General features: G+C 69.8%; 20 protein-coding genes and 1 tRNA gene. 8 read left to right on the forward strand and 13 right to left on the reverse strand.

Going from position 1 to position 23,613, the window contains the following annotated elements; all coding sequences use genetic code 11:
* Positions 1-36 precede the first annotated feature (36 nt).
* Entirely contained in the window at positions 37-858 is an 822-nt protein-coding gene (locus MUY22_RS09355; RefSeq protein WP_247058873.1) for a VOC family protein, read from the forward strand.
* Complete coding sequence (locus MUY22_RS09360) at positions 858-2,045, forward strand: carboxylesterase family protein (RefSeq protein WP_247058874.1); 1,188 nt, start codon at positions 858-860, stop codon at positions 2,043-2,045. The genes MUY22_RS09355 and MUY22_RS09360 overlap by 1 nt, the downstream gene beginning before the upstream one ends.
* Here the strand turns inward: MUY22_RS09360 and MUY22_RS09365 are convergent.
* The 7 genes from MUY22_RS09365 to MUY22_RS09395 all read right to left on the reverse strand — a co-directional run bounded on the left by MUY22_RS09365 (position 2,023) and on the right by MUY22_RS09395 (position 6,399).
* The gene (locus MUY22_RS09365) at positions 2,023-2,277 is read right to left on the reverse strand and encodes a glutaredoxin domain-containing protein (protein ID WP_247058875.1); all 255 of its coding nucleotides are present in this window, start codon (positions 2,275-2,277) and stop codon (positions 2,023-2,025) included. The two genes, MUY22_RS09360 and MUY22_RS09365, sit on opposite strands and share 23 nt — an antisense overlap.
* The gene (locus tag MUY22_RS09370) at positions 2,274-3,044 is read right to left on the reverse strand and encodes an MBL fold metallo-hydrolase (RefSeq protein WP_247058876.1); all 771 of its coding nucleotides are present in this window, start codon (positions 3,042-3,044) and stop codon (positions 2,274-2,276) included. The genes MUY22_RS09365 and MUY22_RS09370 overlap by 4 nt, the downstream gene beginning before the upstream one ends.
* Entirely contained in the window at positions 3,041-3,859 is an 819-nt protein-coding gene (locus MUY22_RS09375) for an NUDIX domain-containing protein (RefSeq protein ID WP_247058877.1), read from the reverse strand. The genes MUY22_RS09370 and MUY22_RS09375 overlap by 4 nt, the downstream gene beginning before the upstream one ends.
* Before the next feature lie 107 nt (positions 3,860-3,966).
* On the reverse strand, positions 3,967-5,112 hold the full coding sequence (locus MUY22_RS09380; protein WP_247058878.1) for a hypothetical protein: 1,146 nt from the start codon (positions 5,110-5,112) through the stop codon (positions 3,967-3,969).
* A 37-nt stretch (positions 5,113-5,149) separates the two neighbouring features.
* Complete coding sequence (locus tag MUY22_RS09385; RefSeq protein ID WP_247058879.1) at positions 5,150-5,776, reverse strand: hypothetical protein; 627 nt, start codon at positions 5,774-5,776, stop codon at positions 5,150-5,152.
* Entirely contained in the window at positions 5,776-6,231 is a 456-nt protein-coding gene (locus tag MUY22_RS09390) for a RidA family protein (protein ID WP_247058880.1), read from the reverse strand. The genes MUY22_RS09385 and MUY22_RS09390 overlap by 1 nt, the downstream gene beginning before the upstream one ends.
* Positions 6,232-6,237: 6 nt before the next feature.
* Positions 6,238-6,399, reverse strand: coding sequence for a DUF4177 domain-containing protein (locus tag MUY22_RS09395; RefSeq protein WP_020642049.1), 162 nt, complete (start codon positions 6,397-6,399; stop codon positions 6,238-6,240).
* Positions 6,400-6,540: 141 nt separating this feature from the next.
* On the opposite strand from MUY22_RS09395, the gene MUY22_RS09400 reads away from it, so the two are divergent.
* From MUY22_RS09400 to MUY22_RS09410, 3 genes are read left to right on the forward strand one after another with little or no spacing between them, the layout of a single operon-like run.
* Complete coding sequence (locus MUY22_RS09400) at positions 6,541-6,789, forward strand: hypothetical protein (RefSeq protein WP_247058881.1); 249 nt, start codon at positions 6,541-6,543, stop codon at positions 6,787-6,789.
* Positions 6,790-6,810: 21 nt separating this feature from the next.
* Complete coding sequence (locus MUY22_RS09405; RefSeq protein WP_247058882.1) at positions 6,811-7,818, forward strand: ArsA-related P-loop ATPase; 1,008 nt, start codon at positions 6,811-6,813, stop codon at positions 7,816-7,818.
* The gene (locus tag MUY22_RS09410) at positions 7,815-8,942 is read left to right on the forward strand and encodes an ArsA family ATPase (protein WP_247058883.1); all 1,128 of its coding nucleotides are present in this window, start codon (positions 7,815-7,817) and stop codon (positions 8,940-8,942) included. Before MUY22_RS09405 ends, MUY22_RS09410 begins: the two co-directional genes overlap by 4 nt.
* 42 nt (positions 8,943-8,984) lie before the next feature.
* Here MUY22_RS09410 and MUY22_RS09415 read toward each other — a convergent pair whose 3' ends face one another.
* Positions 8,985-9,281, reverse strand: coding sequence for a WhiB family transcriptional regulator (locus MUY22_RS09415; RefSeq protein WP_247058884.1), 297 nt, complete (start codon positions 9,279-9,281; stop codon positions 8,985-8,987).
* A 345-nt stretch (positions 9,282-9,626) separates the two neighbouring features.
* Between MUY22_RS09415 and MUY22_RS09420 the strand changes: the two genes are divergently transcribed.
* On the forward strand, positions 9,627-11,804 hold the full coding sequence (locus MUY22_RS09420; protein ID WP_247058885.1) for a transglycosylase domain-containing protein: 2,178 nt from the start codon (positions 9,627-9,629) through the stop codon (positions 11,802-11,804).
* A 53-nt stretch (positions 11,805-11,857) separates the two neighbouring features.
* Here the strand turns inward: MUY22_RS09420 and MUY22_RS09425 are convergent, their stop codons facing one another.
* The 4 genes from MUY22_RS09425 to MUY22_RS09440 all read right to left on the reverse strand — a co-directional run bounded on the left by MUY22_RS09425 (position 11,858) and on the right by MUY22_RS09440 (position 21,572).
* On the reverse strand, positions 11,858-12,127 hold the full coding sequence (locus tag MUY22_RS09425; RefSeq protein WP_247058886.1) for a hypothetical protein: 270 nt from the start codon (positions 12,125-12,127) through the stop codon (positions 11,858-11,860).
* Positions 12,128-12,362: 235 nt separating this feature from the next.
* Complete coding sequence (locus tag MUY22_RS09430) at positions 12,363-12,881, reverse strand: hypothetical protein (protein WP_247058887.1); 519 nt, start codon at positions 12,879-12,881, stop codon at positions 12,363-12,365.
* A 3-nt stretch (positions 12,882-12,884) separates the two neighbouring features.
* Entirely contained in the window at positions 12,885-19,529 is a 6,645-nt protein-coding gene (locus MUY22_RS09435) for an RHS repeat-associated core domain-containing protein (protein WP_247058888.1), read from the reverse strand.
* A gap of 255 nt (positions 19,530-19,784) precedes the next feature.
* Complete coding sequence (locus MUY22_RS09440) at positions 19,785-21,572, reverse strand: serine/threonine-protein kinase (RefSeq protein WP_247058889.1); 1,788 nt, start codon at positions 21,570-21,572, stop codon at positions 19,785-19,787.
* Positions 21,573-21,690: 118 nt separating this feature from the next.
* On the opposite strand from MUY22_RS09440, the gene MUY22_RS09445 reads away from it, so the two are divergent.
* Positions 21,691-22,671 (forward strand): metallophosphoesterase, encoded by a 981-nt coding sequence (locus tag MUY22_RS09445; protein ID WP_247058890.1) that lies wholly within the window; start codon positions 21,691-21,693, stop codon positions 22,669-22,671.
* A 29-nt stretch (positions 22,672-22,700) separates the two neighbouring features.
* Positions 22,701-22,774: transfer RNA gene (locus tag MUY22_RS09450), tRNA-Pro, on the forward strand.
* A 51-nt stretch (positions 22,775-22,825) separates the two neighbouring features.
* Here MUY22_RS09450 and MUY22_RS09455 read toward each other — a convergent pair.
* Positions 22,826-23,599 carry a class I SAM-dependent methyltransferase gene (locus MUY22_RS09455; RefSeq protein ID WP_247058891.1) on the reverse strand — a complete coding sequence of 258 codons (774 nt, stop codon included), beginning with the start codon at positions 23,597-23,599 and terminating at the stop codon, positions 22,826-22,828.
* Between the last annotated feature and the right edge of the window lie 14 nt (positions 23,600-23,613).

Below are 23,613 nucleotides of genomic sequence, written 5' to 3' on the forward strand. Positions count from 1 at the left end.
ATGGAAGACCTGCCCGGGAGAATCCACGCTGAGCCTATGAACATCGACCACACCGTCTTCCTCACCCGGAACTACGAGAAAACCTGGCAGCGCTACGAAGAACTCGGCTTCACGCTCAGCCCGCCGTCGCGGCACTTCGCGTCCCGCAGCGAGGGCGGCGAACTGCTGCCGAGCTGCACGGCGAACCGCTGCGCCTACTTCGGCGGCTCCTTCCTCGAACTCATCGGCGTCGTCGACGCGGCCGCCGGCGACCCGTGGCGCGTGCTGCCCATCCTGGACGAGCGCGGCGACGGCCTGCACGGCGTCTCCTTCGGCTGCGACGACTCCGAAGCCGCCGAACGCCGGCTGCGCGAAGCCGGGCTCTCGACGTCCGGGGTGCTCTCGCTGCAGCGCGACGTCGACCTGCCGGAAGGCACGCGCACCGCGCGCTTCCGCAGTGTCCACATCAGCCGCGACAAGACACCCGAAGGCATCCTGCACACCGCCGAGCACCTCACCCCGGAGTACGTCCACCAGCCGCGCTACCTCCATCACCCGAACGGCGCTCGCCGCGTCGCCGGGATCCTGCTGGTCGTGGCCGACGACGAAGTCGAGACCTACCGCAAGCGCTACGCCCTGATCACCGGCGGCGAGCGGCTCGTCGACATCGTCGGCGCGAGCGACCTCGACGCCGTCCTGCCCGGTGAGACCGTGCCGCGGCTGCCCTGCTTCGCGGCGCACGGCGTCGCGGTGGACGATCTGGACAAGGCGCGGACACTGGTCGAGCGGCACGTCCCGACCACCACCCGCGACCGCGGATTCTTCGTGCGCGCCGAGGACGCGTACGGCGCCGCGGTGTACTTCGAAGAGGAGGCCTGATGATCGTCGACACCACCAGCGGGCAGGTCCGCGGACTGAACGGCACGTTCCGCGGAATCCCTTACGCGGAAGCGAAACGGTTCGAACTTCCGACGCCGCCGAAGCCGTGGACCGGCGTCCGCGACGTCCTCGAACCCGGGCCCGCGGCGCCGCAGCCGCCGTCGCGGCTCGAACACGCCCTCGGGCCGATGCCGCTCCCCCAGAGTGAAGACTGCTTGTCGCTCAACGTCTTCACGCCGTCGACGAGCGGCCGCAGGCCGGTGCTCGTGTGGATCCACGGCGGCGGGTTCTCCAGCGGCTCGGGCGCCCAGGTCTGGTACACCGGCACGCGCCTGGCCCGCGAGGCGGACGCCGTCGTCGTGACGCTCAACTACCGGCTCGGCGCCCTGGGTTTCCTGGCCATGGACGGCGTTCCGCCCAACCTCGGGATCGCCGACCAGCTCGCGGCACTCGAATGGGTCCGCGACAACATCGCCGCGTTCGGCGGAAACCCCGCCGAAGTCACCCTCGGCGGTCAGTCGGCCGGCGCGCAGTCGACGCTCGCACTGTGGTCGTCACCGCGGGCAAGGAACCTCGTCAAGCGGATCGCCCTGCAGAGCGCGCCACTCGGCATGCGACCGTCCACTCGGGACGACGCGAACCAGAACGCCTTGCTGCTGCAACAAGAAGTGGACGTCCGAACGGCCACACTGGACAAACTGCTCGCAGCGCAGCTCAAGGTCGCCGCGAAGACCACGAAGCCCGGCTCGCTCGAACCGCCGTTCCAGCTCGTCGCCGACGGCGATCTCGTCGCGGAAGACCTCATCGAGGCGGTGCCCCACGGCGAAGCGCTCATCAGCTGGACGCGCGACGAGCTGCGCGCGTTCGTCCCCGACGCGCCCCAAGACGTCGTCGACAAAGCGACCAGCACGTTCTTCGCCGGTGACATCCCGCGGCTCGCCGGGAAGCTCGACGCGGTCACCTTCCGCTTCGACTGGCAGGCGCCCGGCAACCGGTTCGGCGCGTGCCACTGCGTCGACCTGCCGTTCCTGTTCGGCACCCACGACGTCTGGGCCGCGCCGATGCTCGAAGGCGCGCCGAAGGGGCTCGAAGAGGAAGCCGGGCTGCGCGAGGTCTGGGCCGCCTTCCTGCACGGAAAGCGACCCAGCCTCGAGTGGGCCGCGCTCAGGCCGCCTGAGCGGCCTTGACGGCGGCCTCGACCTCGGCGAACGACGGGTTGACCATCGCGACCGAGCCGACAATCACCGTCGGGACGGTTTCGTTCCCGTTCGCCACCTCGCGCACGCGCGCCGCGCCGTCCGGGTCCTCCCAGATGTTGATCTTCCGGACGTTGAAGCCGCTCTTGGAGATCGGCCGGTCGAGCGCGGCACAGAACCCGCACCCGGGCCGCCAGTAGAACTCCACCTCGACGTTGCTCATCCCTGTCCTTCCGACCGCAAGTAGTCCAGCTGCGCCTGCACGCTCCATTCGGCGGGCGCCCACAGTGCCCGGTCGACGTCGGCGTAGACGACTTCGACCACCTGGCGCGGTGTGGCGTCCGCCCCGAGCACCTGCAAAGCGGAACGCACCTGGTCGAGCCGCTGTTCCCGATGGGCGAGGTACTCGCGCGCCGTCGCGGGCAGATCGGGCAGCTCCGGACCGTGGCCCGGCAGCCCCACCGTGCCCGCCGGCAGCTCGATCAGCTTGCGCAGCGACCGCAGGTAGTCACCGAGGTCGTGCAGCACGGTGGTGCCGCGGCCGAGCACGGTGTCGCCGGTCAGCACCTGACCCTCGAGCACCAGCGACACCGAGTCGGCGGTGTGGCCGGGCGTGTGCAGCACCCGGATCTCCAGGCCCGCAGCGGAAATCAGCTCACCGTCCTCAATGGACGTCGCATTGAGACAGAGCGAAGGGTCGAACGCGCGCACCGGCGCGCCGACGCGCTCGGCGAACCACGGCGCGCCCTCGGCGTGGTCCGGGTGGAAGTGCGTCAGCACGATCAGCTCGACCTCGCCGACGCCGGCCAGCAGCTCCAGGTGATCGAGGTCGCGGTAGCCCGGGTCGACGACGACCGCCGACCGCTCCGGCGTCGCCCGCAGCACCCAGCTGTTCGTGCCTTCGAGCGTCATCGACGACGGGTTGTTCTCCAGCAGCACCGACGCCGTCTCCGACACCCGCCGCAGGACGCCGTAGGCCGGGGCGCTCATCGCCGCTCCAACACGACGCGGACCTGGTCGTTCTCGCGGACCAGCGTCGGCGCGATCCGGACGATCTCGCGCTGCGCGTTCAGCACGTCGTCGGCCGTCGCGAACCCGGCCAGCTCGCTCAACGTCAGCCAGGTCGGCGGCATCAGCATCCGGCGGCCTTCGCGGGCGTCGGCGATCGCGTCCTCCGGGCGCTGCCAGCCGGAGCTCGACGCCTCGGACGTCGCGCCGTCCGCCTGCTGGCTGTCGGGCAGCTTCGCGACGTAGAAGCGGGTGTCGTACCGGCGCGGCTCCTGCTCGGGAGTGATCCAGTGCGCCCACGGGCGCAGCAGGTCCGCGCGCAGCGTCAGCCCGGCGTCGGCGAGGAACCCGGCCAGCGACACCTCGCGGGTCTCCAGGGCGTGGCGGGCCGACGCGTACGGCGTGACGTCGGTGAGGACCTCCTCGGCGCTGCCCGCGAGCAGCACGCCGGACTCCTCGAACGTCTCGCGCACCGCCGCGCAGGTCAGCGCGCGGGCGAGCGCGTCGTCACAGCCGAACCGGGCCGCCCACCACGACGGCGCCGGACCGGCCCACGCCACGGACGCGTCGGCGTCGCGCTTGTCGACGCCACCGCCGGGGAAGACCGTCATGCCGCCGGCGAAGGGCATGCCCTTGACCCGGTGCTGCAGGAAGATCTCGACGCCCTCGGCCCCGTCGCGGACGAGGATCACCGTGGCCGCGTCCTTGGGGACGGCGGGTGGTCCATCGGCGTTGGCGCGGGTGGCGATCCCGGCGCCGACGGGGATGTCGAAGACGAACTCCTTGGGCTGCTCCACCCGGGAAACATACCTCCGACACCCGACGTTCCGTCGCGCAGTTGTGGCGTCCCGGACACAGCGAAGGCGGCACTTTCACGTGAAAGTGCCGCCTTTTGCCGCAAAACCTACGGGGCGGTCCAGCCGCGCTGGTCGCCGCCGGAGCGGGACGCGCCGTTGAGCCGCATCTTCGCCGCCTCGGCCCGCTCGCGCTCGGCCAGCTCGGCGTGCAGCTCACGCAGCAGCGCCCGGTCGCGCTCGCTCAGGCTCGGGTCGTCCAGGTCCAGCGCGGGCAGTTCGACGACCTCGTGCATCGACGGCTTGCCCGCGGCGATCTCGCGGCCCTTCTCCGGGTCTTCGGCCAGCGCCTGCCGCAGCTGCGCGACCTCGGCCGGCGTCAGGTCGGCCGTGCGCTCCGCCCGCGTCTCGGGCCGTTCCGACCGCGCCTTGCGCGGCGGCTCGGGGACCGGGGGCGGCGGCGACACGATCGGCACCACCGGGGCGACCGGCTCCGGCGCCGTGGTCGTCGGGGCGTTCGCCCGCATGCTGTGCCGGCTGCCCGACTCCGCAACCGGCTCCGCCGAGACGGCGGGCGCCGGCGGCTTCACGACCGGCTCGGGCCGGTAGGAGGACGTGCTGGACGTCGCGCTCCCGGTCACCCAGGCCGGCGACGCGGCCGCCGAAGCGGCCTGGTGGTACTCGGAGTGCGCGACGCCCGGGCCGCTCACCTCGACGACCGAGTGGATGCCGGCCCGGCGCAGCGCCGTGTCGACGCGGAAGGCGACGGCGGGCGGGTTGCCCTCCGGGCCCAGCTCGACGAGCACCACGCGCTGCGGCAGCGCGCCCGGCACGCTGCCGGCCGGGGTGTTGCGCCACACCGCGTGCACCGACCGGACGTCCGGCAGCACCTGCAGCGTCCGGTCGAGCGCCTCGGCGATGCCGAACTCCGGGGCGTTCTCGCCGGTGAACCGGTGCGTGTTGACCGGCTCGGCCTCGTCGACCAGCAGGTCGTTCGCCAGCGTCGCGTCCGACCGGCTCATCTCGAGGACCAGCGCCAGCTCGCGCTGTTCGGCGGAGCTGACCGGGATCCGGCCCGCGATGAGCGTGCCGGTGGTCAGCTCGACGGCCTCGTCGATATGCGCGCGGGCGATCAGCTCCCGCGCTTCGGTGAGCGCGCTGTCGTCGATCCGGCCCGCCAAGGCCAGCAACAGGTTGTGCAGGCGCAGGGGCACCGAGAACCCGTCCATGGGCGGGCCGTCGTGGACCTCCACCATTGCCTTGCTCCCTCCCGGCTCGCTGGCGGTGCGAGCGTTAAGCGGCTACGAGCCGGTTGCCCGCCACCGCGCCCACGCAGACCAGCTCGGAATCAGCCAGCGCGGCCCGGTGGTAGCCCGGCAGGTCGAAGCGCGGCGGGATGACCTCGACGCTGGGCTCTTCGTCGCCCAGGACCCGCAGCACCCGCTGCAGTTCGCCGGTCAACCTCGGCAGCCCCGACAGCGCGGTGATCAGCAGGACGCGTTTGGCCGTTCCCTGCCCGACGACACCGACGTGCCGCCAGCTCTGCCGCACTTCCCCCACGTCCGGACGTCCCCGCAACGTTGCGTGGATCAACACGGACACGGAGTCGACCGAGTTAACCCATTCGGGCGCACTCGACGTGAATGTGTACCTGTTCTCGGTGACGTCGTCTACCCCCAGGGTCGAACTCACCTGGTGCCAGTCGGCGCCGTGCGGGATGAGCCCGGCCACGAGCAGGCGGTACTCCGTCTGGTCGAGGTCAATCCTGTGCTTAAGCAAAGACCTCGGCAGGGTCCGGGCGAGAGTGCCCATCGCGCCCTCGCCGAGCCAGTCCCGGAAGCGCCACAGCAGCTGGTCGGGCAGCCGCCCGGCCAGCCGGAGCAGCAGCTCGTGGGTGGACTGCTCGATGTCCGGGTCCATCACTGCACCTCCACGATCAGTTCGACCTCCACCGGCGAGCCGATCGGCAGCTCCGCGACGCCGACGGCCGAGCGGGCGTGGACACCCGCGTCGCCGAAGACCTCGCCGAGCAGCTCGGACGCGCCGTTGACGACCGCGGGCTGGCCGGTGAAGCCCTCCGCGGAAGCCACGAAGCCGACAACCTTGACGATCCGCGTGACGTTGTCAATGCCGACCAGAGCGTGCACCGCCGCGAGCGCGTTGAGCGCCGAGGTGCGGGCGTGGCCCTTGGCCTCCTCGGGGCTGATCTCCGCGCCGACCTTGCCGGTCGCGGCGAGCACGCCGTCGACGAAGGGCAGCTGGCCGGACGTGTAGACGTGCCGGCCGCTCTGCACGGCGGGCACGTAGGCGGCCAGCGGTGCGGCCACGCCGGGCAGCTCGACGCCGAGTTCCTTCAGCCGTTCGCTCCAGCTCACTGCGGCTCAGCCCTTCGGACGCTTGAGGTACGCGACGTGCTGCTCGCCCGTCGGGTTCGGCAGGACGGTGACCAGCTCCCAGCCGTCCTCGCCCCACTGGTCGAGGATCTGCTTCGTCGCGTGGATCAGCAGGGGGACCGTCGAGTACTCCCACTTGGTGGCGCTCATAGCTCGGGAGCGTAGCCAAGCGGGCAAGGGCGCCGGGGTCCGCCGTCGGAAAAGCGCCGAGGTCCGGGTGACCCCGTCCGAGTGAACGATCACTCGTTGTGGGGCACCTCACATCCGGCCGGAGCCCGCTAGCGTGGGCGCGTGGAAACGTGGCGGGTGATCGCGACGGCGCTGCTGGCCGCGGCCGGGCTGCCGCTCGTGCTGGTCGTGATGGCGAAGGTGCGCGATCGGACGCGGAGCTCGGGGCAGGTCGCCCTCGGCGGAGTGGTCACCCTCACCCTGCTGGTCGTGCTCGGTGTGCTGATGCTCACCGTGCTGCCCGGCCTGGCGACCTGGTTGCTGGTCGCCGCCGTGGCGGCTGCGGTCAGCGTCATGCTGCTGGCCAGCTGAACACCGGTTTAGGGTGAAGAAGTGACCACTTCCCATGCCGGCTGGACCGACGAGCTTGCCCGCGCCCGGCTGCACTTCGTCACCGGCAAGGGCGGGACCGGCAAGACGACGCTCGCCGCCGCGCTCGGCCTCGCGCTCGCCCGCGAGGGCCGCCGGGTGCTGCTGATCGAGGTCGAGGGCCGGCAGGGCATCGCGCAGCTCTTCGACACCGAGCCGCTGCCCTACGCCGAGCAGCGGATCGCCTCCGTTCCCGGCGGCGGGGAGCTGCGCGCGCTGCACATCGACGTCGAAGCCGCGCTGCTCGAGTACTTCGAGATGTTCTACAACCTGGGCTTCGCCGGCCGGACGCTGCGGCGGATGGGCGCGATCGAGTTCGCGACCACCCTCGCCCCCGGCCTGCGCGACGTCCTGCTCACCGGGAAGGTCAAGGAGTGCGTCGGGCGCACCGAGTCCGACGGGCGGCACACGTACGACGCCGTCGTCGTCGATTCGCCGCCGACCGGCCGGGTCGTCAAGTTCCTCGACGTCACCAAGGCCCTGACCGACCTCGCCAAGACCGGCCCGATCCGCGGCCAGGCCGACGGCGTCGTCCGGCTGCTGCACTCCGGCGAGACCGTGATCCACATCGCCACGCTGCTCGAGGAGATGCCGGTCCGCGAGACCGTCGAGGCCGTCGCCGAGCTGGACGGTGCCGACCTGCGCCCCGGCGCGGTGCTGGTCAACCGGGTCCGCCCGCCGCGGCTGCCGGCCCGCTCGGTGCTGGCCGCGGCCGACGGGCGCGTCGACGCCTCCCGCGTCCGCACCGGGCTCGCGTCGGCCGGGCTGAAGCTGCCCGACACCACGCTGGACGCGCTGGTCGAGGAGACCGTCGAGCACGCGGTGCGGGTCGCCGCCGAGCAGCGGGCCCGCGAGCAGCTCGCCGAAGCCGACCTGCCGACGCTCGAGCTGCCGGACCTCACCGGCGGCGTCGACGTCGGGGCGCTCTACGAGCTGGCCGAGGCTCTGACCGACCAGGGGGTGCGGTTGTGACCACCACCATCGACATCGACGCGCTGCTCGACGACGAGAAGAGCCGCGTGATCGTCTGCTGCGGTTCCGGCGGCGTCGGCAAGACGACCACCGCGGCGGCGCTGGCGCTGCGCGCGGCGGAGCGCGGCCGCCAGACCGTCGTGCTCACCATCGACCCCGCGCGCCGCCTGGCGCAGGCGCTCGGCCTGCGTGAGCTGGGCAACCACCCGAGGCAGGTGCAGGTCGAGGGGTTCGAGCCGAAGGGCGAGCTGTGGGCGATGATGCTCGACATGCGCCGCACGTTCGACGACATGGTGCGCGTGCACGCCGGCCCGGAACGCGCCGAGCAGCTGCTGCAGAACCCCTTCTACCAGACCATTTCCACGTCGTTCTCCGGCACGCAGGAGTACATGGCGATGGAGAAGCTGGGGCAGCTCGCGGCCACCGGCGACTGGGACCTGATCATCGTCGACACCCCGCCGAGCCGCTCCGCGCTGGACTTCCTCGACGCGCCGACGCGCCTGTCGTCCGCTTTGGACGGCCGGATGATCCGGCTGCTCACTGGCCCGGCGAAGGCCGGCGGCTGGGGCCTGCGCAAGGTCGTCAACGCCGGGTTCTCGATGTTCGCCAAGGCCGTCTCGACGATCATCGGCGGCCAGCTGCTGACCGACGCGTCGGCGTTCATGCAGGCCTTCGACAGCATGTTCGGCGGCTTCCGCGAGCGCGCCCGCAAGACGGCCGAGCTGCTGCGCTCGTCCGGGACGTCGTTCCTGGTCGTGGCCGCGCCGGAGCCGGACGCGCTGCGCGAGGCGTCCTACTTCGTCGAACGGCTCTCGGCCGAGTCGATGCCGCTGGGCGGGCTGATCGCGAACCGGACGCACCCGGTGCTCGCGAAGCTGTCCGGTTCCGAAGCGCTCGCCGCGGCCGAGTCCCTGCAGGAGGGCGACGTGAACGCGCCGCTGGCCGAAGCCGTGCTGCGGCTGCACGCCGACCGCGTCGACCTCGCCGCCCGCGAGGAACGGCTGCTCGCGCGGTTCACCCGGGCCCACCCCGAGGTGGCGCTGGCCCGGGTGCCCGCGCTGGCCGGTGACGTGCACGACCTCGACGGCCTGCGCGACATCGGCACCAAGCTCGCCTCCTCGTGAGTGTTCAGGGCGGTTCCGACCGCCCTGAACACTCACGAGCGGTCAGCCGACCTCGACCCGCTCCAGGGCGTCCCTCTTGGCCGCCTCGAGCAGCTCGGCCCAGTTCAGCACGTCGGGACGACGGCGCAGCAACGCCCGCCGTTCCCGTTCGGTCATGCCACCCCAGACACCGAAGTTGATCCGGCCGTCGAGTGCTTCGGCGAGGCATTCCGTGCGGACCGGGCAGCCCATGCAAACGGCTTTCGCCCGGTTCTGCTCCGCACCCCGGACGAACAGGCCGTCCGGATCGGCGTCCCGGCAGGACGCGTTGATTCGCCAGCTCGACTGGTTGGTTTCCATACCCCCAGCTCCCTACCCTGGTGATCGACGCACCAGCGGGGACAAAGGCACTGCGCTCCTCGCCCCCGCGAGCGTGTCTCCCTCAGCTCACGTCGGTTTGCCGGACACCTCCCCGGTGCCGGTGCCGGAAGCCGGACCGCGCGAGCTCCCACTCGCGGTGATCCGCCTGTCGGCTTTCTTCGTGAGACGTTGACGGACTGTAAGTGCCCTCGGTTCCCTCCGCCAAGACCTAGAATGCCTTCCGTTACCAGATGTCACCGAAGGGGGTCGCGTTTGTCACTGAATTCACATCTTCGGGGACACGGCGTCACCGGCGCCTGACCCGCCCCGCGTAGGCTGGCCCTCGTGCGAAAAGCGGATGGTTTGTTCAAGCTCATCGGCCTCTGCCTGCTCGCGGGGGTGCTCGTCGCCGGCATGCTCTTCCCGGTCGTGGGGGCCGCCGGTGTCATGTCCAACCAGGCCAGCGAGACGGTCGAGAAGACGTCGTCGGACCTCGCGGACATCCCGCCGCCGCTGGTCACGACCGTCACCGACAGCGCCGGCACCCCGATCGCGACGATGTACGACCAGTACCGGCTGCCGATCAACGAGAACCAGATCAACGAAGCCATGAAATGGGCGCTGGTCTCGGTCGAGGACAAGCGGTTCTACGACCACCACGGCGTCGACTGGCAGGGCACGCTGCGCGCGGCCGTCAGCAACAGCACCGGCGCGGACACGCAGGGTGCGTCGACGCTCACGCAGCAGTACGTCAAGAACTACCTGATCAACGTCGTCTACCGCGGCGACACGGTGGGTCAGAAGAAAGCGCAGGAACAGTCGGTCGCCCGCAAGCTGAAGGAAGCGCGGATCGCGATCCAGCTCGAGACGAAGCTGACCAAGCAGCAGATTCTCGCGGGCTACCTGAACATCGTCGAATTCTCCCGGCAGATCTACGGGATCGGCGCCGCCGCGCACGCGTACTTCAACACCACGCCGGAAAAGCTGACCGTGCCGCAGGCCGCGTTGCTCGCCGGATTGGTGAACAACCCGATCAACAACGACCCGTGGAAGCACGCGGACAAGGCGACCGCGCGCCGCAACATCGTGCTGGACCGGATGGTCGAGAACAAGAAGCTGGCCAAGGCCGACGCCGACCGCTTCAAGGGCGAGCCGCTGGGTGTCGTGCCGGACTTCCCGGCGAAGCCGCCGGCCAACTGCATCGGCGCGGGCCCGGAGGCCGGGTTCTTCTGCCAGTACGTCGAGGACTACCTGATCAAGTCGGGGATGAGCAAGGACCAGCTCTACACCGGCGGCTACACGATCAAGACGACGCTGGACCAGCGCGCCAACCACGAGGCGAAGGTCTCGGCGGAGACGCAGGTCAAGAAGACCCAGCAGTACGTGGCGAACACGTTGTCGCTGATCAAGCCGGGCAAGAACCGGCACGAGGTGGTCGCGCTGGCGGCCAACCGCGACTACGGGCAGGACCCGGACCAGGGCCAGACGACGTACGCGCTGCCGGCGGGTGTCTACAACACCGGTGGCGCCGGGTCGACGTACAAGATCTTCACCACGGCCGCGGCGATGGAGAAGGGCGTGGCGGGGATCTACTCGCCGGTCGAGGTGCCGGACTCCTACACCTCGCACGTGTTCACCGGTGGCGCGAAGACCTGCCCGCCGACGGGGCCGCCGCTGCGCTCGAATTGGTACTGCGTGGGCAACGCCGGTGACTACAGCCGGATCGCCCAGGGCGCGACCGTCCAGACCGCGCTCGCGACGTCGCCGAACACCGCGTTCGTGGAGCTGGAAGACCGGCTCGGCAGCACCGCGCCGGGTATCGACATGGCCAAGCGGCTCGGCATGCGCGACACCATGGCGACGAACGCCTCGGGCAAGACGCCTGACCCGAACGCGCCCCGGGCTGAGGAGCGCGAAACCCAGGCGACGTTCTACGGCCCGAACGACAAAAGCCCCGGTTTCGGCGCGTTCACCCTGGGCTTCAGCCCGCTGAGCGGCCTGGAGCTGGGCAACGTCGCGGCGACGATCCTCTCCGGCGGCGTCTGGTGCCCGCCGACGCCGATCGCCGGCGTGACCGACCGCAACGGCCAGCCGGTGCCGGTCAAGGAAGCCGGGTGCGAGCAGGCGGTGCCCGAAGGCCTGGCGAACACCCTGGCGGTCGGCATGAGCAAGGACGACCAGCCGGGCGGCACGTCGGCGGCCGCGGCCGCCGCGGCCGGGTGGAACCGCCCGATCATCGGCAAGACGGGCACGACCCAGGGCAACGTCTCGGCGACGTTCGTCGGCGGCACCCCGCAGCTCGCGGGCGCGGCGATGACGTTCAAGTTCGGCGGCGGCGGCTCGGGCGGTCTCTGCGACGCCGGCCCGGGCAACGTCCGGGTCTGCGGCAGCGGAAACATGTTCGGCGGCAAGGCCCCGGCCCGAACGTGGTTCGGCGCGATGAAGAACATCATGGACGCCAGCCAGCCGGTCGTCGGCCTACCCCAGCCGGACCCGCAGTACATGGGCGGCCCGGGCCGCTAGCACCGGGAAGTACGTCGAAGGGGGCCCGCGGGCCCCCTTCGACGTACCAGCGGTCAGAACCAGCCGGTGAGGATCTGCTGCCCGTTGTGGTAGCCCCCAGCCCGGAACACCCAGCTCGTGCTCGGGTTCGTCAGCTGAGCCGCGGAAGTGATGCTGGCCTTGTTCTTCGGATTACCGAAGGGACCACACTGGAGCCAGGTTCGACCACCGTCACGTGACCAGTCCATCCACACCGTCCCGGACACTGGCACGTTCCAGGTTCCGTTCCAGAGCTCGGCATACCCGCGGGTCCGTCCACCGAACGTGCCGAAGAACAGGTTCACCCGGGTCCCGTCAGACCAAAGAGCTCAGGTCCGACCGGGCGGTAGTCGGCGGCACCATCGTCCGAAATGTCGACGAAGCCGTTTGCCCCACCGGCACAGTCGGCTGCACTCGCGGATGCAGTCCCCACGGGGACAACGATCGCAGAGGCCAGCGCAGCCACCACGGCTGCGGCCACTGTCACCTTGCGCGAAATGATTCCCATGCGAACCCCTCTTTCACCCAGTGCCCGACGACTCAACAGCCGACAGAATCAGGAAAGCGCGAACTCATCGACATCAACAATTCATCACTGGCCCCACCGTCGATTTCAACGTAGGGCTGTTCACCTTCGTGTTCGGCCCAGAATGTCTGGCTGCCAACCCACTCTGGATCTTCGGTGAACGACCTGGAAATCGTGATGAGCGCCGTTACCACCGGCGCGTCCGGAACACTCCGGAGCTGATCCAGAGCAGCTCGGCTCACTGCGCAGGCCCGGCGAAGCAGCCGTGCCGCCCGCTCCTCACCGCGCGGGAAGTCCAGGTCGTACACCGCGCGGCCGTTCACCGCCGCTTCGTACCCGGTCAGGTCGTCGAACGCCGCGCGCCGCCCCGAATAGGACCTCCGCAGGGCCGCGAGCACCCAGGCTCCGTCCCCTTCCCGAACCCAGCCCGCATCCAGAAGTTCACCGGCCCGAGGCGGCAAATCCACCGAAGTGACAGTGTCCAGTTTCGCTCGCGTGGCCAGTTCACGCATCGCGTCAGTCATGATCACCACGGGTCAATTCCCCAGAATCTTGAGTCCTTGCTGGATTCCACGCTGGAACCCAGGGTCACTGGCGAGTTGCTTCGCCAGCTTGCTCGGCAGCCCTTCGAATTCGCCGGTTTCGAAATTGTACTGGCACTTGGGAATCTTGCCGCTCTGGTCCTGGAAGTGCAGCTGGCCCGCACGCTGCCCGGGATTCGGGTTCTCGACGTCGATGCGGTACTGCCCCTTGTTCCAGGTGGTCGTACTCGTTGTCCGCGTGCCGTTCTGGCCGATCATGGGCTTCTTCGGAGAACTTCCCGATCCCCCACCGGAGCCCCGGCCCGAGTTGGCTGCGGCGTAGAGCCCACCTGCCAGACCGATCCCGGCTGCGGCCCCGGCACCGGCGGCCGCAATTCCGGCACCGGCGCCGACGAGCACGCTCCCACCGCCGACCACCGCGACCAACCCGAGACCGCAGGGCTCGGCCACGAAACAGATTCCCGCGCCCAGTACGGCCCCCGCGATCCCCAGCCCGGTCGCCAGGTCCCCCCAGAAGCTCAGACCGGTGACATCGGTGAAGGTGGTCGGGTTCCCGCCGGCGTACACATAGGGCTGGCGGGTCTTCGACACCAACGGATCGACAGTCAAGAACTGCGCGGTAGCCGGGTCGTAGTACCTCGCCCGTAGGTACAAGAAGCCGGACTCGGCGTCGACGTACTGGCCTGCGTACTGCAGCGGCGACGTCAGGGCACCCGACGCGGTCGCGACGCCATAAGGCGTGTAGGCGTAGGTTCCCCCGAGAGCACCGGCCGCGGTGAGCAGTCCGACGGTGGAACCGAGCTGGTCGTGCACGAAAAACGCGATCCCACCCGGCCCCATCTGTTCGATCGGCAGGCCATCGGGTCCGTAGAGGTAGCTCGACGCCCCGTCGGAAAGCAGGCTCGGGACCTCCGCACCGTCCCAGACGTACGCGGTCGTCGCCGTCCCGACTGTCTTGGCCGCCCGCAGGCCGTCCCCGTTGTAGCGGTAGGTCGCCGTGCCCGTGACCGACGTCAGCCGGCCGGCCTGGTCGTAGCTGTAGGTCTTCGCCCCCGCCTTCGTGCGGTTGCCCAGTGCGTCGTAGGAGTACGTCGTGCTCCCGCCCGGAGCGGTCACGCAGGTGGGCGACGCGGCGGTACCACTGGAAAGATTCCAGCAGAGCCTGCCTGCCGCGTCGAAAGCCTGAGTGGCGGTTCCCACCTTCACGGGGTTGTCTGCGGCGTCGTAGGTGAAGCTCGCCGCGCCGGCCGACGCCAGCTGCTCCCGTTGCGAGTAACCGAAGGCCTGCTGCGGCCCGGAGCCGACGGTTTGGGTGGACAACTGGCCTGCGTTGTCCCGGCCGTAGGCCAGGGCCATCACGGTCGTGGTCCCGGTGACCGCGGTGGTACCGGTCAGTCCGCTTCGGTCGTCGTAGGTGTTGGTGATGGTCGTGCCGTTCGGGTACGCCGTCGTCCGCGGCTTGCTGGTCTTGGTGTAGCCGAAGGTGGTGGTGTTGCCACTCGTGTCCGTCACCGTACGCAGGCGCCCGGCGTCGTCGTAAGTGCGCGCCACCGGCTTGGTTTGACCCGGATACGTGGTCGCGGTCTCGTTGCCGTTGTCGTCGTAGCCGTGGAAGACGGTGGCGCCCGAGCCCTGTTTGGCCGCGGTGAGTTCGCCGAACGTGTCGTAGGTCCACGTCGACGTCCCGGTACCGTCGGTCATCGAGACCCGGCGGCCCGCCGCGTCGTAGCCGAAGGTCACGTTCGGCGTCACCCCGTCGGAATACGACAGCGACGTCGTCCGCCCCACCGTGTCGTGGGTGTAGGTCGTGACGCGGCCGGCCGCGTCGGTGACGGTCTTCGGCCATCCTGCGGGGTCGTAGACCGTGGTCGAGACGCTGTTGTCCGCGTCGGTCCGGCTCGTCTGCCGCCCCTGCCCGTCGTAGCCGTACCGGGTCACCGCCCCGAGACCGTCCACGGTGTCGGAGACGGTGCCGTCGAGGTTGTAGTGGGTGAGCCGGGTGGTGTCGTCCGCCTGGGTCTCCTTGATCAGGTGCCCGTCCCCGTCGTAGACGCTGGCCGTGGTCCGGCCGTTCTCGTCCGTCGCCGACAGCACCAGGCCATCCGCGTCGTATCCGACCGAACTGGCGTGGCCGAGTGCGTCGACCGTCTGCGTACGCCTCCCGTGCGTGTCATATTCGTAGGTTGTGGTCTTCCCTTCACCATCCACCGTGGATGTGAGGAATCCGCGAGCGGTGTCGTAGCCGTATCCAGTCCGGTCGCCGGCCGGGTCGGTCGACGACGTCACGTTGCCAAAACCGTCGAACGTCGTCGCGGTCGTCTTGCCCAAAGCGTCGACGGCCCGTGTCCGGTCGCCGGGATGTGCCGCGTCGTCGTAGAAGAAACCGTTGGTGCGCAACGGTTCCGAGCCAAAGTTGCCGGTGGTCGACTCGACCACGTTATTGGCCTTTGTGACAGTGGTGGTCGTGAGCACGCGGAGCCCGCTCACCCCAGTGGGCAGGTGATCCGCCTGGTCGTAGGTGTTCACCGTGGCGACGCCGTCCGGAGTGATGACTTCGACGACATTGCCGGCGTCGTCATAGGCGTAGTTCGTGGTGTAACCCAGCGCGTCCGACGCCGAAATCCGGTTCCCGTGGTCGTCGTAGGCGAATGTCTGAACACCGCCGTCGGCATCGGTCTGCGTGGTCACGCCCAGCGTGACCGGGTCGTAGGTGTAGGAAGCAGTACCGGCGTCCGGGGTGCCGTAGCCGCGCGTTTCACTGACCAGCAGGCCGTTCTGGTAGGTCTGCAGGTCCTTGTGCCCGGCCGGGTCGGCCACCAATGTCTGCCCGGCGGAGAGTCCGCCGTCGGGGCCGTACGTGAATTTGGTGGCGCGTCCGTCGGGGTCCGTTTGGACCGTCACACGCTCCGCGGCGTCGTAGGTCATCGACGTGACCGCCGACGCTGGGCCTGCGAAGTTGCCCGGGGTGCGCATGGACGTCATCAGGTGGGTGCCGGATGCGTAGGTGTAGCGGGCGTGGTCGTCGTCGCGCAGCACCGGCGTCCGGGTGGTACCGACGCCGTAGACATCGGTCAGGTTTCCTTCGGCGTCGTAGCCGTAGGTGACCTGGCGCCCGGTCTGATCGGCCACGGCCGTGACGTGGCCGCCGGTCCAAGTGAAGGTGTACGTCCGCCCGCCGGGATCGGTCACCGTCGCCAGACGGCCGTTCCCGTCGTAGGCCAGGGTGGTCCGGTATTGCGGGTTCGCCTTGCTTCCGGGCAGGTCCGCGAGTGCGAGCAACCGGCCGTTGGCTTGGTCGAACATGAAGATCGTCTGCCCACGACGGGTGTAGACGTACGTCGAACCGCTCTTCACCAGGTTCGCGTCATAGCGCGGCGCGGCCGGGGCGTAAGCACCGCCGCTATTGACGAAGGTGACCGACGAACCGTCCTCCTGCCGCACCGTGACGTTACCGGTCGCACCGTCGGTGGTGGCGGACATGTTGTAGGTGAACGTCCAGCCCCAGCCGAACGGTCCATCCGCCGCGAGCGCCTTGTTGGGTCCGTTCGGGTCGGCGATGCTCTCCGCGTAGCTCCGCGTCACCTCGAGCGGAACACCGCGGCCCGGGGTGTTCAGGTCGGTGAAGTCCTGCCCGAAGTAGCCCGTGCTCGTGTCGACCGGGTCGCCCGCGGTCCGGCGGACGCAACCGCACGCGATGAACGCCGGGTTGCTGCCCTTCGGCGCGTCCTGAATCCCGGGCGGTCCCCCGATCGGCGAACCGGGTATACCACCCTGCGGGATGAACGCCACGGCGTCGAACGCGACGTCGTAGTCAGAGTTGTTCACGCCACCGGTCGTGGTGGAACTGCCGTTGTTGTTCAACGTGACGTTGCCGCCGTTGGTCATCGCGAATGTGCCGATCGTGACCCACTGCTCGGAATTCCAAGCCTGGTTCACGCGGATACGCCAGGGACTGACGCCACCGCCGGGGTTGATGTTGTACACGACGTTGGTCGCCTGTGCGCCGAGCCCGGGGATGTGCAGCTTGACCTTGTAGTACTGCAGACTGGGCAAGTTCGGTGTCCACGTCCCGGTGTTGATCAAAGCCGGGTTGGTGCCGTCCTCGGTGTGGCTGAACAAGACGTGCCCGCCGAGCCCGGTACCGAGCTGATGGGTGTCGATCGCCCCGATCGGATCGCCGGCGGAATTCGTGCCGTAGGCGTAGGTGAAGGTGCCGTTGCTGGTCCAGTTGGCCGCGCCGCAGCCCTGCAGGTTCAACCGGCTCGGTTCGTCGTCGACGATGATCGCGTTGCCCGCGACCTTGCTGTTGTCCACCGTGCACGTCGGTGGATTGCGGGTCGGGTTGGCCGGCTCGGACGATCCCGCACTGACCGCGTATCCGCTTGTGGCACAGGTGGTCGTACACGTGCCGATCCACGTGACCGGCTGGTGCCACCAGCACTGGAAGTCGTCGAGCATGCAATGGCTGGCGCCCGGCGTCGTCGGATTGGTGTTGACGGGATCGCAGTGGTTGTCCGCGCTGCACATCGCCGTGAATGGCGCGGGCTGCACCCAGTTGTGGCCGCCGTGGTACTCCGGCGTCGCGTAGGCACGCGAGCCGTAGCGCAACAGGGGGCTGGCCATCCAGCCCAGCACACGCTCCTGGTACGGCCAGCTCGCCGGGTGCGCCGCGTCGGCGTAGGTGTCCTGCAGGTACGGGTCGCGGCTGGGCGGGTAGTCCAGGTTGGCCGGGTTGTTCGTCCAACCCAGACCCCACGTGCCGTGAGGGCCGGTGCAAGACGGCCCCGGGGTGCACCCAGTCGTGTTGCCGTTCGCGGCGTTCGGCTGGATACCGGAGTTGTAGGCCCAGGCAGCGAAGTACCAGTTCTCGAGGTACCGCGGGTCGCCGCCGTTGGCCGTGATGCCCGCGGAGTACAGCTGGTTCCAGGTGCTCTCCAGAATCTGCAGGCCGGCGGCCAGGTTCTCCTGGTAGTCCATCGCGACCTTGGTCTGCCCGTTGACCGAGTAGACGTGGTCGCCGACGTGCATCCCGGTGGTGACCTGACCAAGGCCGTAACCACAGTCGGAACCGGCGTAGTTGATCGACTTGATGTCACCACCCGCGCCGTAGTAGTCCGCGACCAGCGGTCCGCCCGCGGTACCGGCCGGAGCGTGCCACGACGCCTGGGACCAGTTCGATTCCTGGGCCACGATCGCCTCGTAGACCGACCTCGGCACGGTGCTCCAGGTACCGCCCGCTGGGTGTGACAGCGGGATCAGCGGAAAGTCGCCGTTGGGCGCGTAGGCGGCCAGACCCAGGTTGGCGAACCCTGCTGGGCGGGTGTACGTCGAGCCGGTGAGCAAGCCCTGTTCCGCCATCTGGATCGCCCAGTTCACCTGGGCCGGATTGGGCTGCATGACCTGGCGGTTGGAGTTCAGTCGCGGTACCGCGCACACGGGAGTCTGGGCAGCCGCGGCGATCTTCGGAGCCGCCACTGCACTCGGAGCGACGTCACCGTGCGGCTCGGGCTTGCCGACCGGGGCCATGGGCGTAGCGGCCGTCGACGTCGGGGCGTAGCCGGCTGTCGCGGTCGTGGTGCGTGCCGGTTCGGCGGGACGCGCACGAGCGAGCACCTTTCCGGTCCGCGTCGCCAGTACTACCGGGACGTCCTTGCCCCCGTCTGCGTCCGGACCGGCGAGCGCGTCGCCATCCAAGGACGAAGTGGTTGCGCCCCGCGCGAGGCCGCGATCCGAAACCGCCAGCAGGTGCGCGGCCGAGAGGGCCTTCGCGTCGGCGGTGGTGGCGCCGGCCAGCACGGCGGCGCCCGCACGCCCCTGGAACAGGTGCACCCGTTCCAGGGCCCCAGTACCGAGGGAAGTGGTGGTGCCCCCCTTGGCCAGCATCGCGGTCGTCGTGTGCGATCCGGCCTTGGTGTCCAGGTAGGCGACGCCGCCCGGGACCGGACGCAGTTCGTAGGCATCCCCGGTGACCTGGGCGACAGATGTGATCCGGGCGTCCTTGTCGATGCCGACCAGTTGCCGCCCCTGCACCCCGACGATGCCGATGTCGGCTGGGACAGCGGACGTGATCTGTCCCGGCACGGTCACGGAGGCGTCGATCGTGCCGCGGGCGAGATCCGTCTGGAGCAGCCCGGTGTCCCGATCGTCGGTTCCGGTGTCCAAGGTGAAGACGGCTTTGTCGCCGGTACCGCAACCCGGCGAGAAGTATTTGAGGCCCACCCCACTGGCCAGCGGGTGAACGACACCGTCCGCCAAGTCGACGGAGTACGCGAACGCTCCGTGGTCACGGGCAGCCTGCTGGTTGACCGCCGACCCGGGCAGGATCGCCACCGCTGCGTAACGGCCGTCGCCGGAGAGACATTGATAGCCCGTCCACGAGGCCTCGTCCCGACCGGCCGGGCGCAGGAGCGCCACCTCCTGCCAGGCGAATCCGGCGGCCTCACGCCCCAAGAGCAGGTGGTAGCCCGACGCGTCCCCCCAGCCGTCCAGTGCGACGTCGGGCGAGGCTGCGGCGCCATTGCCGAAATCACCGGCGACGGCCGCGTTCAGCTTCGCCGGAGACGAAGGCGCGGCCTCCGCGGCCACCGGCTGGACGAGTCCGCCGACCAGCGCGCCGGTGACAAGCAAGACGCCCGCCATGCGCAGCTTCGACCGTCTCGCCTTCGAGCGTGCACGACTATTAATGCCGAACATTGATTTGCCCCCTCTGTTCACGCGGTCCGCGTGAAAGATCCAGGGAGGACAGTAAGTACGGCGCCAGGCGACTGGCAAGAGCCGAATGGTCGAACGATCATGAACGCCCGCCGAAGGCACTAATTCCTGCGCAAGTGCCCTAATGATCCCAATCGGATCAATGCGACATAAAACCCTATTCGCTACAGATTGACCTTTCGATCAGCTCTGCGGCATTTCCGACAGGACCTCCGTGTTCCACCACTGGTAGAGCATGTCCAGCTGGTTGGTGTCCGCGACCTTCGTGGACAGCAGGACGCCCGCGATCAGGTTCTTCTTCTCCGTCCACACGAGCTGCGCCGGGTCACCCAGGAAGCACGTCAGGTACTCGCCCTCGATCGGGTTCCGGACTTCCGCTCGGTAGTACGTGCCCCAGATCTTCGGGTACTTTTCCGGGCGGCAGGCGCCTTGCGCGTCGTTGCGGGTCAGGCCCTGGGTCTTGACGATGTTCTGGAAGTAGGCGTCCATCGCGGCCGCGTCGGCGAAGCGGTAGAACTTCGCTCCGGTCGGCTGGGGGAAGACCACGTTGCCGATCTTGACGTCGCCGACGTTCGAATCCGTGCACTCGACCGCCGCTGCCGTGCCGGTGGGTGCGGCCGCGTCGACGCACGTGTATTGCTTGTAGACGGCCGGAAGGGCGTTGTACAGCGCCATGTCGTGCTCCTGCTTCGGGGGCGAAGATTCCGAAGTGGACGGTGGTGGCTGTGAAGACGAAGAAGTGGCAGGGGGAGTCGAGGACGAACCCGGCGGCACCGTGACCGGCACGGTCGGCGACGGGCTGCCCGTCTGCGTCTTGTCCTTGCTCACGAAGTACGTGACCAGCAACGCCACCACGACGATCCCGGCGAGCGCGCTGCACAACGCGATCCACCGGCCCCGCTGGGACTTCGACGGCTGAGGCTGCGACGGCGCGGTCAGCGGGGCCGGGCCGGTCAGCGGCCGCGGGCCCGTCGGCGGGCCGGTGTACTGCCCCGTCGGCGGGCCCGGGTACGGGCCGGTCGGCGGAGCCGCGTAGGCCGGCATCGGCCGTGGCGGGGTCATCGGCGCGGACATGCCGTGCTGCGCGGCCAAAGTCGGGCGCGGCGGGGTCACCGGGCCGGGCAGGGTTTTCTGCCAGGTCTGGATCGGCGCGGGTGCCGGTGCCGCCAGCGCGGTCCGGACGGCGGCCGCGAACGCCGCCGCCGTCGGGTAGCGGTCGGCCGGGTTCTTCGCCATCCCGCGCGCCACCACGGCGTCCAGCGCGCTCGGCACGCCCGGGCGCGCCTGCGAAAGCACGGGCGGCGGCGCGGTCAGGTGCGCGCCCATCTGCGCGGCCGCACCTTCCGCCTGGAACGGCCGGTGCCCGGTGAGGCACTCGAAGAACACGCACGCGAGCGCGTAGACGTCGACGAGGCCGGTGATCGGGGCGTCGCCGAAGCGTTCCGGCGCCATGTAGTCGAGCGTGCCGATCACGTTGCCGGTGCCGGTGAGCGACGTCGCCTCGCCGCTCATCGAGCGCGCGATGCCGAAGTCCACGAGGTACACGAAGTCGCCGCTCGTGACGAGCACGTTCGACGGCTTGACGTCGCGGTGCACCAGGCCGTCGACGTGCGCGGCGTCGAGCGCGCCCGCCACCTGCTCGACGATGCCGGCGGCGCGATCGGGCGTCAGCGGCCCCTCTTCGAGCAGCTCCTTCAGGTCCTTGCCCTCGACCAGCCGCATGTCGAGGTACAGCTGCCCGTCGATCTCGCCGTACGCGTGGATCGGGATGACGTGCGGCTCGCGCAGCCGCGCCACGATCTGCGACTCGCGCCGGAAGCGCGCGCGGAAGGCCTCATCCGATACGTACGGGTCGGACAACAGCTTCAACGCGACGACGCGGTCGTGCGCCGTGTCGTAGGCGCGGTGGACCTCACCCATGCCACCGCGGCCCAGCAGGCCTTCGATCCGGTACGGCCCGAACTGCTCCATCACTCTCCCCAAGCCCCCCGGCTCGAAACCCGTCTACGGGCCGACGCAAATGCTAAGGCGCAGGTTCCCCGGAACGGGGGCGAAGTCATCCAACCGTTGAGCACGTATCCTGGAGCCCGTGAGCACGCTCAGTAACAAACCCACGTCGGGGGCGAAGGCGATCCGCCTCGCCGCGGGGACAGTGGCGCTCGGCGCCGCGACCCTCGGTTACGCCGTCGGCATCGAACGGCGCCTCTGGACCCTGCGCACCGCCGAACTCCCGGTGCTGGCGCCCGGGTCGCGGCCGTTCACCATCCTGCACGTTTCGGACCTGCACATGCTGCCGAGCCACCGGAGCAAGCAGCGCTGGGTCGCGGCCCTGAACGAGCTGAACCCGGACCTGGTCGTCAACACGGGTGACAACCTGTCGCACCACCAGGCCGTGCCTTCGGTGCTGCGCGCGCTCGGCCCGCTGCTCGACCGGCCCGGCGTGTTCGTCTTCGGGAGCAACGACTACTACGCGCCGAAACCCAAGAACCCGGCCCGCTACCTGATGCCGAAGGGCAAGAAGAAGCGCATCCACGGCGTCCAGCTGCCGTGGCGCGACCTGCGGGCGGCGTTCGTCGAGCACGGCTGGACCGACCTGACGCACGTGCGCCGCACGATCGACGTCGGCGGCCAGCGGGTGTTCGCCGCGGGCGTCGACGACCCGCACCTGCGCCGCGACCGCTACGCCGACATCTCCGGCCCGGCCGACAGCGGCGCGGCCGTCCGCCTCGGCGTGACGCACTCGCCGGAGCCGCGGGTCCTCGACACGTTCGCCACGGACGGTTACGACCTCGTGCTGGCCGGCCACACCCACGGCGGCCAGCTGCGCCTCCCGGGTTACGGCGCGCTCGTCACCAACTGTGACCTGGATCGCAGTCGCGCCCGCGGCGCCTCGCGCTGGGGCGCGCACATGTGGCTGCACGTCTCGGCCGGCCTCGGGACGTCGCCGTGGGCCCCGGCCCGGTTCGCCTGCCCGCCCGAAGCGAGCCTGTTGACGCTGGTCCCGCGCGGCTCGGAGGCTTCGGAGTCGCGTAAGGCAGCCCGCCGTAAAGCCCGCGACAACGTCCGCTAGACTTCTCCACGACCCGTTAAGCAGTACCTCGGGGTGTGGCGCAGCTTGGTAGCGTGCCTCGTTCGGGTCGAGGAGGTCGTGGGTTCGAATCCCGCCACCCCGACGAGTAAGAGCCGGTGTCTTCGGACACCGGCTCTTCTGGTTTCCGGGGTTCTCACACTCTCGTCGCGGTCAGTTCCACCCAGCACTGGCTGAAGTCGCCGTCACCGCTTCTGACCCACGTCCACGCCGAGCGGGCCGCGCTCGCCAGCTGGTCGCGGTCGCGCCCGTAGTCCGGGTCCGAGATCGCCGCGTCCAACCGGGACTCGACGTACCTCGCCAGGTCGCGGTAGGTCATGTCCTCGCGGTAGCGGGGGCGCGAGACGATCTCCGTGAACCCCGCCGCCGCGCAGTGGTCGGCGATCTTGCGGCCGGCGAACGGGTCGCCGCCCGCGCGGCGGCGCAGCAGGTAGTGGCCGCGCAGGGCGGCGTCGACGTTCGCCGTCTTCGGGCGCAGCCGGGCCTTGCTCCAGTCCGAAGTGGACAGCGCGAGCCTGCCACCCGGCTTCAGGACGCGGCGCAGCTCCGCCAGCGCGTCCACCGGCGCGGCGAGGTGCTCGAACAGCGCGTGCGAGAACGCGACGTCGACGCAGCCGTCGTCGAACGGCAGCGCGTACGCCGACGCCACCACGAAGTCCACTGTGGACCGGCCGGCCCGGCGCGCGGAGTCGCGGGCCATCGCGACCTGACCGGCGTCGACGTCGACGCCGGTGACGCGCGACCCGGCGTCCAGCCCCAGCGTGATCGAACCCGGGCCGCAGCCGAGGTCGACCACCCACATCCCCGGCCCGAACAGCGGCTGGGCGAACGTCGCGCGTTCGGCAGCCGTGCGCGCGGACATCATCGAAACCGCGTCTCGCCCGTAGCCCGGCGCGTAACCCTCCAGCACCCCGCACACAGTAC

This window comes from Amycolatopsis sp. WQ 127309 (assembly GCF_023023025.1).
GTDB lineage: Bacteria > Actinomycetota > Actinomycetes > Mycobacteriales > Pseudonocardiaceae > Amycolatopsis.